General features: G+C 64.9%; 14 protein-coding genes. 4 read left to right on the top strand and 10 right to left on the bottom strand.

The window, feature by feature from the left end; genetic code table 11:
* Nucleotides 1-72 precede the first annotated feature (72 nt).
* From HF320_RS05100 to HF320_RS05135, 8 genes are all read right to left on the bottom strand, one after another.
* On the bottom strand, nucleotides 73-597 hold the full coding sequence (locus HF320_RS05100) for a single-stranded DNA-binding protein (protein ID WP_169277330.1): 525 nt from the start codon (nucleotides 595-597) through the stop codon (nucleotides 73-75).
* Nucleotides 594-947, bottom strand: coding sequence for a hypothetical protein (locus tag HF320_RS05105; protein ID WP_169277331.1), 354 nt, complete (start codon nucleotides 945-947; stop codon nucleotides 594-596). The genes HF320_RS05100 and HF320_RS05105 overlap by 4 nt, the downstream gene beginning before the upstream one ends.
* Nucleotides 948-950: 3 nt before the next feature.
* Nucleotides 951-1511 (bottom strand): ERF family protein, encoded by a 561-nt coding sequence (locus tag HF320_RS05110; protein ID WP_169277332.1) that lies wholly within the window; start codon nucleotides 1509-1511, stop codon nucleotides 951-953.
* 9 nt (nucleotides 1512-1520) lie between these two features.
* Nucleotides 1521-2492 carry a DUF1351 domain-containing protein gene (locus tag HF320_RS05115; RefSeq protein WP_169277333.1) on the bottom strand — a complete coding sequence of 324 codons (972 nt, stop codon included), beginning with the start codon at nucleotides 2490-2492 and terminating at the stop codon, nucleotides 1521-1523.
* A gap of 3 nt (nucleotides 2493-2495) precedes the next feature.
* Entirely contained in the window at nucleotides 2496-2879 is a 384-nt protein-coding gene (locus tag HF320_RS05120) for a hypothetical protein (RefSeq protein ID WP_169277334.1), read from the bottom strand.
* Nucleotides 2880-3141: 262 nt separating this feature from the next.
* Nucleotides 3142-3480 (bottom strand): helix-turn-helix domain-containing protein, encoded by a 339-nt coding sequence (locus tag HF320_RS05125; protein WP_169277335.1) that lies wholly within the window; start codon nucleotides 3478-3480, stop codon nucleotides 3142-3144.
* A gap of 123 nt (nucleotides 3481-3603) precedes the next feature.
* Nucleotides 3604-3765: a hypothetical protein gene (locus HF320_RS05130; protein ID WP_169277336.1), complete on the bottom strand. Its 162-nt coding sequence runs from the start codon at nucleotides 3763-3765 to the stop codon at nucleotides 3604-3606.
* 205 nt (nucleotides 3766-3970) lie between these two features.
* On the bottom strand, nucleotides 3971-4168 hold the full coding sequence (locus tag HF320_RS05135; RefSeq protein WP_169277337.1) for a helix-turn-helix domain-containing protein: 198 nt from the start codon (nucleotides 4166-4168) through the stop codon (nucleotides 3971-3973).
* Nucleotides 4169-4299: 131 nt separating this feature from the next.
* Here HF320_RS05135 and HF320_RS05140 point away from each other — a divergent pair, with 131 nt between their 5' ends.
* The 4 genes from HF320_RS05140 to HF320_RS05155 all read left to right on the top strand — a co-directional run bounded on the left by HF320_RS05140 (nucleotide 4300) and on the right by HF320_RS05155 (nucleotide 8447).
* Nucleotides 4300-4932: a helix-turn-helix domain-containing protein gene (locus tag HF320_RS05140; protein ID WP_169277338.1), complete on the top strand. Its 633-nt coding sequence runs from the start codon at nucleotides 4300-4302 to the stop codon at nucleotides 4930-4932.
* A 154-nt stretch (nucleotides 4933-5086) separates the two neighbouring features.
* Nucleotides 5087-6100 (top strand): Abi family protein, encoded by a 1014-nt coding sequence (locus HF320_RS05145; protein WP_169277339.1) that lies wholly within the window; start codon nucleotides 5087-5089, stop codon nucleotides 6098-6100.
* Between the two features lie 56 nt (nucleotides 6101-6156).
* On the top strand, nucleotides 6157-7158 hold the full coding sequence (locus HF320_RS05150) for a virulence RhuM family protein (protein ID WP_169277340.1): 1002 nt from the start codon (nucleotides 6157-6159) through the stop codon (nucleotides 7156-7158).
* 344 nt (nucleotides 7159-7502) lie between these two features.
* A complete protein-coding gene (locus tag HF320_RS05155; protein ID WP_169277341.1) occupies nucleotides 7503-8447 on the top strand; it encodes a site-specific integrase in 945 nt (314 codons plus the stop codon).
* Nucleotides 8448-8502: 55 nt separating this feature from the next.
* Here HF320_RS05155 and rpsO read toward each other — a convergent pair whose 3' ends face one another.
* The gene (gene rpsO / locus HF320_RS05160) at nucleotides 8503-8781 is read right to left on the bottom strand and encodes a 30S ribosomal protein S15 (protein WP_169277342.1); all 279 of its coding nucleotides are present in this window, start codon (nucleotides 8779-8781) and stop codon (nucleotides 8503-8505) included.
* Nucleotides 8782-8933: 152 nt separating this feature from the next.
* Entirely contained in the window at nucleotides 8934-9686 is a 753-nt protein-coding gene (recO, locus tag HF320_RS05165; protein WP_169277343.1) for a DNA repair protein RecO, read from the bottom strand.
* Nucleotides 9687-9689: the final 3 nt, after the last annotated feature.

The raw sequence follows: 9689 nt of genomic DNA on the forward strand, positions 1-9689 counted from the left end.
ACCCCGCGGAGAAGGAGGCGGCGAACAGGGCCGCCTCCCAGTGGTCGCGGATGATGTCGAGTACGCGCCCCATCAGAACGGGATGTCTTCGTCGTAGAGCTCCGGCTGGACCGGCTGCGGCGCGTAGGCCTGGGGCGCCTGCGGTGCCGGGGCCTGGGGCCGCTGCGGGGGCATCGCGGGCGGGTTCTGGTACGCCTGCGGCGCGTAGGCCTGGGGCGCCTGCGGGCGCTCCGCGACGTAGGGCGGGTTGCCCTGTTCCGCGCGCTGGCGGCTGCTCATGAACTCGATCTCGTCCACGATGACCTCGAGCTTGGAGCGCTTGCCGCCGTCGCGGTCCTCCCAAGCGCTGTAGCGCAGCTTGCCCTCGACGCAGACCTTCGACCCCTTGGAGAGGTAGCGGCCCACCGCCTCGGCGCGCGCGCCGAACATGGTGCAGCCCACGAAGTTCGCGTGGTCCTCCCACTCCCCGGTCTGCTGGTTCTTGCGGCGGTCGTTGACCGCCACGGTGAACGACAGGACCTGGGTCCCCGCCGCCGTCGCGCGGACATCGGGGTCACGTGTCAAGTTGCCCGAGATGACCGTCCTGTTGATGCTCATAGGTAGCTCCCTTCTCCCGTGCCGCCGCTCGTCCATTCCCTGCGGATGTCGTCGTCCACGGTCCTTATCCTCAGTTTCAGCGCCATGATGGCCTCGGCCGACGCCTTGTACAGCGCCTCGGCGCAGTCGCGTAGCATCTTCGCCTCCGCGATGTCCTCGCGCCCCCGGCACACGTCGCCGATGATGGTCACCGGCGTCTTCTTCTCCCTCTCCTCGAGGATCGCCGTGCGCAGCGCGCGCCTGTACTCGGACTCGTTCTGGGCGTACTGCTGCCCGGTCCTCCTCATGGCCTCCAGCTCGCACATGAGCTGCCTGAAGAGCTCCTCGCGCTGCGCGTAAAGGTCCTGCATCGGCTACACGACCGTCCAGGTCGGCGCGGCGCAGCACCCCGGCGCCTTCTTGAAGGCCTCGTACTGCTCGCGGCTGCTGAAGACGTAGGCGGTCCCGCACGCCTTGCACTTGGCGGTGAACTCGCCGAACTCGGGCGGCTCCTTCTCCGGCTTGTCCGACAGGGCGTCGGGATCGCTCGTGCCGTCGATGGCGAAAAGCCCGCACAGCGCGTACTTGCGCGCATAGCTCGAGGCGGAGCCGGTCACCTGGGCCGGGTTCATGCCCGTCTGGGTGTCGGGCTCGTGGGCGTAGCCGTCCACGTCGATGGATCCCTCGCCGCCGTCCGTGAAGAACAGGTGCGCCGTGGCCCTGACGTAGTGGCGGTCGCCCACCTGCACGACCGAGTCGTTCAGGGTGTAGGCGACGCCTGCCTCCTTGCACGGCTCCTTGAGCGCGGCCACGATGTCCTCCATGCTCCGGTAGTTGAACTTGCCGTGTGCGTTGTAGCGCGACTTCGGCACCACTACGGACCTCTGGACCTTGGCGACCGCCTCGGCGATGGTGATGTGCTTCTCGTCTGCCATTTATGGCTCCTAACGGATCGTGCGCTCGTAGGCCTGCTGAAGCGTGCCGCGCTTGAACACGCCGGTCACGCCGATGCTCCCGGCGAAGCTGCCGATGGACCGCATCTGCTCGGTCGTCGCCGAGTCGATGACCATCACGCACGGCGTCGCGGGGCCGCTCGGCGCGACGGGCGCGGGGACAGGCGCCGGCGCCGCGACGGGGGCGGGCTGCTGGGCGGGCATCGGAGCGGGCGCTGGCATCGGCTCAGGTTCCGCGGTCGGCTCAGACTCAGGCTCGGGCTCGGGTTCAGGTTCGGGCGCCATGGCGGCCTTCAGCTCGGCGATGCGGGCGTTCTCCTCGGCGGCCTTCCGTGCCGCCGCGAGCGCGGCGCCCAGGTCCAGCGTGGCGAAGAGCTCGCGCTCCGCCTCGGCGTAGAACGGCTCGCCCTCGAACTGCGATTTGAGCATCTCCCAGTCACCGGCCAGCTTCGACACCTTGGCCTCGAGCGCCTCGTATGCCTTGACCTCGCCGAACGTCTTGTTGAGCCACTGCGGCTCGTGAAGGCGCCCGTAGGGGACGACGGGCGCCAGCAGCCCCGCGAACTCCTCGTAGTGCTCTTGCAGCTTGGCGTATGCGCGCGCCCTGCGCTCCTCCTCGGCCCGGTCGAGCTGCGCCTTGATGCCGTCCGCGGCCTCGTCGATGATGGCCGTGATCTGCCTGCACCTCTTCTCGAAGGCGTCGAGGGGCTTGCTGTACTCGCGCTTTACGGCCTTGCGGCGCTCCTCGATCTCCTTCTTCAGGCCGTTGAGGTAGCTGCGGTCGTGCTTGGCCTCGCGCACCGCGTCGGCGCTCGCGAGGTCGTACACCGCCCCCTCGTAGTCGGCCACGACGGCCCGCACGCGCTCCTCCAGCGCGTCGAAGTTCGCCTGGATCACCGACGGCGTGTACGTCACGGAGAGCGACCTCTCCTCCACGGCCCCGGCCTTCTTCTCGGTTCCCATCTGCTACTCCTCCTCTTCCAGAAGCTCCGGCCCTCCCGCGAGCATCGCCGCGAAGGTCCTGAGCGTCATCGTCACGTACTGCTCGGCGGGGTCCGCCGTGCCCCGCCTCTTCCAGACCACCACGCCGTAGGCGGCGTCGGCGTTGCCGCGCTCGGCCTCGGCCTCGCGCAGCCACTGCGGCAGGTCGTGCCTGCCCCCGTAGTCCTTGCACTCGACGGCCACCCTGCCGCCGCGCATGAGCACGCCGCGGATGTCCCCGACGTCGCGCCTGCCCACCTTGACCTGGCGGTCGATGCCGCCGTCGCCGAGCAGGCCCGCGAGGTAGTCGGCCACCGCGCGCTCGAACCTGGTGCCCGCGTCGCGGGCGCTCCTTCTCGTCCTTCCCATCTGGCCTCCCATCACAGCCCCCACAGCACGGCCGCGGCGAGCGCCGCGCCCACCGCCAGCGCCGTGAGGACGCCCCAGGCGAAGCCCGAGGCGAAGATGCGCCGCTCCCTCGCGAGCCTCACGTCAGAGGGCAGCGCGTAGTGCCTTCCCCGATCTCTCAAACCGACCTCCTAGCAGCGCCCCAGCGCCCTCGCGACGGCGATGACCGCCGCCTCGAACAGCTGGATCCCGGCCATCAGCAGGCCCGCCGAGGCGAGCGCGATCAGGCCGCGCAGCACTCTCTCATCCACCTGTCCACCTCCTTCACGCTTATGAGCGCGCCCCTCGAGTTGCCCTCCGGCAGCACGAAGCGCATGCGCCCCTCGTCCCTCTCGCGGTACAGCTGCTTGACGCTCACGCCCGTGTACCGGGACGTCTCGCTGACCGTGTAGGCCATCTGCGGGGGCAGCCCCGCCGCGACCGCGTAGCCGAGCGCCTCGCTGCCGCACATCTCAACGCCGCGCGTCTCCACCGTCCGCCTGAAGGCCCCCAGGGCCTCGTCCAGGGCGTCCGACAGCGCCTCGTAGGCGTCGCGCGGCACCGCCGCGATCCTCGTGTCCATCCCATATCTCCCTTCATAGTCCGCAGCCCCGGCCGGGCGGCGCGCCGGAACGGCCCCGGGCGAGGGGGAGACACGTCCCTCCCCCGGGGCCCGCGCCGTCCGGGCGGGGCTGCGGCCCTCCGGCTACTCCCCCGCCTCCGCCTCGCACGGCCTCTCGACCTCCGGCGAGGCCTTGCGCCGGCGGCGCAGCCACCGGCCCTCCTCGATGCGCACCGAGCGCGGCGCCACGCCCGTGTCGATGGCGTCCAGCGCGCTCATCGTGACCGTGCGGTCGATGTAGAGCATCGACGCCTCGTCGCCGCCCGCCAGCTCACCCAGCCTCACGCGCGCGTCGGCGAACCGCTCGAACGCCTCGCGGTGCCAGGTCCCGTCGGCGACGAGCCACCCGACGATCGCCTAGATGGCCCCGAAGCCGTCCGGGCACGCGATCTCGAAGTGCCCTCCCGTGTGTCTGCTGTCAGTCATTGTTTCCTCCGTCTCAATGCAAACTTTAACTTTCCTCTGTGGTCAAAAAAATATCCCCGCGGGAGACACCAAGAAACGAAAGAACCCTTTCAAGGTCTTTAGCCCGCATCTCTCCTGGATACAGTTCATAGCGGTCGTAGGTCGGCTGACTTACACCAAGCATGCGCTGAACTGCGACTTTCTTAACCCCTTTGTTCTCGCGAACTTCACGCAGGGTCTTCACTTGCCCTCCCTTCTCTTGCTGCCATCAATAGTAAGTCTTTCTTTGCATCGTGTAAACAAAAACTTTTCTAGATTGAAAGATTTTCTTTTCTAAAATGATAAGTAAAGTTTTGCATAGGCAAGGAGACGCCCATGGAGATTGGTGACAACCTGCGACGCTTGCGCACGTGTGCTGGATTAACTCAGCAAGAAATCGCCGACAAACTAGATGTATCGAGAGTGGCAATCGGTCAATGGGAAGCCGACAAGTCCATGCCTCGAAAAGGAAATCTTGAACAGCTCGCCGACCTCTTCAACGTCACCGTCGCCGACCTCATGGGCGAGGAGGCCCAGGGCGTGCGCCCGCGCCCGGCGGAGTACGCGACGCTGCCCGTGCTCGTGGCGGGCCACGCCGGGGAGTTCACGGACGAGTTCGGCCCCGACGAGGTTGCCGACGTGCCGCTGTCGGTCCTGGAGCGCGTGAACGACCCGGACGCCTACCTCATGCGCGTGCGCGGCGACTGCATGAACCGCCGATTCTGCGACGGCGAGAACGCCCTGCTCTCCCCCAGGTGCGAGCCTCGCAACGGCGACGCGGTGGCCGCGGAGTACAACGGCGAGATGATCCTGCGCAGCTACTACCGCGGGGCGTCGACGCTCGTGCTGTCGCCCGACAGCTACGAGGAGGGCTTCACGGACATCGTGTTCGACGACCCCGAGAGCGCACCGGTCGAGCTCCGCGGCGTCGTCAAGTGGCACCAGGCCAGCGAGGTGCGGAGGTACTAGGGGCGGGGATGGAAATCCGGTGGTGCGTTGACTCGCGCGCCGGATTCGCTATAGTTGAGGCAGTGATGAGTCACCCCTAATCTACGTGAATCGGTGACAAAGGAAGGGTCGCTGCCCCGATGACGGGCGGCGGCCCTTCTGATTTTGGAGCATCATGAAAGAGTTCAAGACAGTAGACGAGCAGATACTCCTCCTCGAGTCCAGGGGCGTGCGGTGCGGCGAGGGGACGGCCGACGCGCTGAGGCGCGAGGGCTACTACGCGATCGTGAACGGCTACAAGGACACGTTCCTCGACCGCGACGCGATGCAGAGGTCGCCGGGCGACGTGTACCTGCACGGCACCACCTTCAAGATGATCTACGACATGTTCCTGTTCGACCGCGCTATGCGCAACGCGGTCATGCCCAGCCTCATCGAGGCCGAGTCCACGCTCAAGAACGCCGTGGTCTACGCGTTCTGCAACGAGCACAGGGGAACCGCCGACTACCTCGACAGGGCCAACTACGTGTCCGCCCGCGACATGCTCGTACCCAACGGGTTCAGGGGAGACAAGGCCAAGGAACACGCCAGGAACCTCAACTCGCTCCTCAGCCGCCTGAACAACAAGCTCACCCCCAGCAAGACCATGAAGCCCTTCACGAGGCACTACGTAGAGACGTACGGAATGGTCCCCCTGTGGGTCCTGCAGAACGACCTCACCTTCGGGAACATATCCCACTTCTATCAGCTGCAGAAGCGCGGGATACAGAACGCCGCCGCCAGGTCGGTATCGGCCTCGAGCGGCGCGAGAGGCAGGATCGGCGCGAAGGAGCTTCTCAGGATATTCGACGTCCTGGTCGGTTTCAGGAACATCTGCGCGCACGACGACCGCCTCTACTGCGCAAGCGTCAGCGGGGCTCACTTCGACGCCGCCCTGACGTCCCTGTACCGTATCCTCAACGATAGCCAGCGGGCAAGGCTGTCCGCCTCGATAGGAGAGGTCACGATGGAGTTCATGGGAAGGATACGCCCCTCCTCCCTGAACTCCATGTACACGGATCCCGATGACATCCCGGAGGAGTTCAGGGAGCCCAACGGGTCCGGACCGCTTGGAAGCCGGGCGGGTGCCCAAGTTGTCAAAGAATCTTTGGCAGCTCCAGACATAAAGAAACCCCGTGCGTCGATCTAGGCGGATCCTCACGATCAAGTAAGGTCCGCCTAGGCATTCAACGGAAAGGAAGACATATGGAAGACCCCATTCAAGCCGAGATCGTCCTGTACCAGTCCGAGGGGGCAAACGTGCCGGTGCAGGTGCGCTACATGGACGAGACGCTCTGGATGCCCCAGAAGGAAATCGCCGAGCTGTTCGACAAGGACAAGTCGACCATCTCGCGCCACATGAAGAACATCTTCGAAGAGGGTGAGCTTGCCCGAGACTCAGTTGTTGCAAAAATTGCAACAACTGCCTCAGATGGCAAGACATATACGGTCGACTTCTACGCGCTCGATGCCATCATCGCCGTCGGGTACCGTGTCAACTCTATGCGCGCGACCCGCTTTCGCCAGTGGGCGACGGCGACCCTCAAGGAGTACATCACCAAGGGATTCGTCCTCAACGACGACATGCTCAAGAACGGCCGAGCCTTCGGCGAGGACTACTTCGACGAGCTGCTCGCGCGCATCCGCGACATCCGCGCGAGCGAGCGGCGCGTGTGGCTCAAGATCACCGACATCTTCCAGGAGTGCAGCTTCGACTACGACAAGGACTCGGCCATGGCCAAGAACTTCTACGCCGCGGTCCAGAACAAGATGCACTACGCCGTCACCGGGCACACCGCGGCAGAGATCGTCCAGGGGCGCTCCGACCCCTCCAAGCCCAACATGGGGCTCACGTCGTGGAATGGAGGCCCCGAGGGCCGCATCCACTCCTCGGACGTCACCGTGGCCAAGAACTACCTGTCCGAGGACGAGATCAGGCAGCTGAACCGCCTCGTCACGATGCTGCTCGACACGCTCGAGGACAGGGCCGAACAGCATGTCCTGACGAGCATGGAGGACTGCGAGCACCTGCTCGACGGCTTCCTGACATTCAGCGGGCGCGAGGTGCTCAAGGGCCTCGGCAACCGCAACAAGAAGACGGCGGACAAAATCGCCAAGGAGCGCTTCCACGAGTTCCAGAAGCTCCAGGACAAGACCTACGAGAACGACTTCGAGCTCATGGCGAAGCGCCTGGACGGCAAGGAGTGAAGGGCCTCCGCCGAAGCGTAAAGAAAAAGCCCCTCGCGCGAGTTCCGGATCATCGCGAGGGGCCTATCCCGGAGACGGAGAATCTCAGAAGGGACGTGACCATTATGCCACACGGGACGCGCTCGTCGTGGGGATGCATTCAGAAGATCGGGCCGCGCGACTTCCGGCTGCGCTGGACCCAATGGGAGGGCCGCGAGCAGCGCAGACGGTCCAAGACGCTGCACGGCGTGTGCAGGCGCGAGGCGGACGCGGAGATGCACCGCCTGTGGGAGCTGCACCACGTGAAGCCGTGGGAGGCGGAGCGCCCGTGCCCGACCTTCAGGCAGTGCTGGGACGAGTGGTACATGCCGGAGATAGCGTCCAGGCTCGAGTCTGGCGAGATCGCGAGGAACACCGCGAGCAACTACATCGGGCTATGGCGGAAGCACGTCTCGCCGCTCTGGGGCGCGACCGTCATGTCGTCCGTCAGGGAGGAGGAGTACCAGGCATGGCTCCTCTCGCTGTCGAGGTCGAACGCCCGCCTGTGCAACATCCTCGTCGGGAACATGGTCAACTGCGCCCGCCTCCACGGGATACGGGACGTAACGTTCCGCGACGCGAGGTACAAGATGCCGCAGGACAGGGAGAGGCCGTCCGGCCTCGAGGTCTACACGCTCCCCGAGACGGACGCCTTGCTCGAGGACCTGCGCGGCAGCGGGCTCGAGGCCATGGCCATACTCATGGCCAAGGGGTCGTGCCGCAACGGCGAGGCCCTGGCGGCGTCGACATCGGACATCGGCTACGCGACGCGCGGCGAGGGGAAGCGTGAGCGCCTGTACGCCGTCTACGACCTCACCCGGCAGTACGAGAGCGCGAAGACCGGCTTCATGCCGTGCAAGACACCTGAGAGCGTCAGGCCCGTGATCGTGCCGCCGCCGTGGAGCGGCCGGATACGCGAGATAGCCGCCGAGCGCGAGGCGCATGGCCTCGCCTTCCTCACCGACGGCGGGAAGGGCGCGCCGATGGCGCGCGGGCGGGCGAACTGGGCCTGGAGGAAGCTCTTCTCCGACGGGGTGACGACGCAGCGGTACCTGCCGATGCAGAAGCTGCGCAACAGCTGGGCCACGGCGATGCTGTGGAAGCACGGCATGCCCTCGCAGATGGTGGACAAGATGATGGGCCACAGCGTGGGCACGGTGCTGGGCAGGCACTACGACAGGCCGGACGAGGAGCTGTTCATAGAGGCGCTCGACCGGGCGCTCTTCCCGGATGAGCCGGAAAACCAGTTAGGTACCCTCAGGGACATTTAAGGACGAAGGGGCCTCGAAAGGCCCCTTCTAGCTGCGCTTTTGTCAGTAGGAGATACTACTGGATGTTGTCGCGAATACCGAGCTCCTTGATGAGGGCACGATACTCGAAGACGTCGTTCTTCTTGATATAGGAGAGAAGACGACGGCGACGGCCGACGAGCATGAGCAGACCACGACGGGTGTGGAAGTCCTTCTGGTGGCTCTTCATGTGCTCGGTGAGCTCCTTGATGCGCTCGGAGAGGATGGCAACCTGAACCTTGGGGTTACCAGTGTCGACGGGGGTGTTGCCGAACTGAGCGGTGAGCTCGGCCTTGCGCTCCTTGGAAACAGTCATGTTTCACCTTTCGTTTACGGCTTTGCAATCAAAGCCTCGATTCGCCCCGGGCTGGGAAGCCGCCGGTGATGCGTGCATCCAAGATCGGGGTACCAACAGGTCGATATAATAGCACAGCCGCGGCCCTTCGCACGAACTGCACATGTACTTCCCTACCTGCCCAAAGCGAACTCAAGCGCACGAAGGCGACAATCGAGATGCGTAGCCGCCCATAGGTGAGCAAATGAAAGAAGCATCGACGCCGTCGAGGCATCGATATCAACTTTGGCCAGTTCGTCGAAACGCAAGGCAATGAGCGAGCGCAGCCAGTTAACGGCCGCGGCGTCGACAGGCTCCGCCGCAGGAACGCTCGCCGCGCACGAGGCGCACAGGAGTCCACCCGCAAGCGGTGAGAAATAGGAAAGCGCGGGGTCACCGCAAGATACGCACGCCGAAAAATCAGGTCGATAGCCGATATGCGACAGGAGTTTGAATACGTATGCCGCTAGCAAAAGATCGAGATGAACCTCATCGAGCTGCGGCGAACCCAAAAGCTCCAGAGCGCGCTGAGTAATGGGAAAGATATATCGATCCTCGGCGTCCTCAAATGAGCAGCGCTTGGCGACTTCTGCCACCGCACTCGCCGCCATAAGCCGTGCGTAGTTGGGACCCGCCCCCAAAGGCGCTTCCAGCAACTCGGCCTGAGAGACGATATCCAACGAGCGGCCACGGGCAAGCAAAAGGTCAACGGTGCAAAAAAGCTCACAACGTGCAGCCAGCCGTCCGCCCGGTTTACGAGCCCCCTTTGCAACTGCCTGAAGCTGCCGACCATCAGAAGCAAGGAGCGTCAGGATAAGGTCACACTCTTTGAGTTTCACCTTATCGAGGACGACCGCAGATACACGATATGTCTTTCCGCCCGCCAAGAA

The sequence above is a fragment of the Collinsella acetigenes genome (assembly GCF_012844445.1).
Lineage (GTDB): Bacteria > Actinomycetota > Coriobacteriia > Coriobacteriales > Coriobacteriaceae > Collinsella > Collinsella acetigenes.

Bases quoted from the DNA above. Each gene is read 5' to 3' on its own strand.
- HF320_RS05100 (WP_169277330.1), bottom strand. From the start codon at position 597: ATGAGCATCAACAGGACGGTCATCTCGGGCAACTTGACACGTGACCCC.
- HF320_RS05105 (WP_169277331.1), bottom strand. From the start codon at position 947: ATGCAGGACCTTTACGCGCAGCGCGAGGAGCTCTTCAGGCAGCTCATG.
- HF320_RS05110 (WP_169277332.1), bottom strand. From the start codon at position 1,511: ATGGCAGACGAGAAGCACATCACCATCGCCGAGGCGGTCGCCAAGGTC.
- HF320_RS05115 (WP_169277333.1), bottom strand. From the start codon at position 2,492: ATGGGAACCGAGAAGAAGGCCGGGGCCGTGGAGGAGAGGTCGCTCTCC.
- HF320_RS05120 (WP_169277334.1), bottom strand. From the start codon at position 2,879: ATGGGAAGGACGAGAAGGAGCGCCCGCGACGCGGGCACCAGGTTCGAG.
- HF320_RS05125 (WP_169277335.1), bottom strand. From the start codon at position 3,480: ATGGACACGAGGATCGCGGCGGTGCCGCGCGACGCCTACGAGGCGCTG.
- HF320_RS05130 (WP_169277336.1), bottom strand. From the start codon at position 3,765: ATGCTCTACATCGACCGCACGGTCACGATGAGCGCGCTGGACGCCATC.
- HF320_RS05140 (WP_169277338.1), top strand. From the start codon at position 4,300: ATGGAGATTGGTGACAACCTGCGACGCTTGCGCACGTGTGCTGGATTA.
- HF320_RS05145 (WP_169277339.1), top strand. From the start codon at position 5,087: ATGAAAGAGTTCAAGACAGTAGACGAGCAGATACTCCTCCTCGAGTCC.
- HF320_RS05150 (WP_169277340.1), top strand. From the start codon at position 6,157: ATGGAAGACCCCATTCAAGCCGAGATCGTCCTGTACCAGTCCGAGGGG.
- HF320_RS05155 (WP_169277341.1), top strand. From the start codon at position 7,503: ATGCCGGAGATAGCGTCCAGGCTCGAGTCTGGCGAGATCGCGAGGAAC.
- rpsO (WP_169277342.1), bottom strand. From the start codon at position 8,781: ATGACTGTTTCCAAGGAGCGCAAGGCCGAGCTCACCGCTCAGTTCGGC.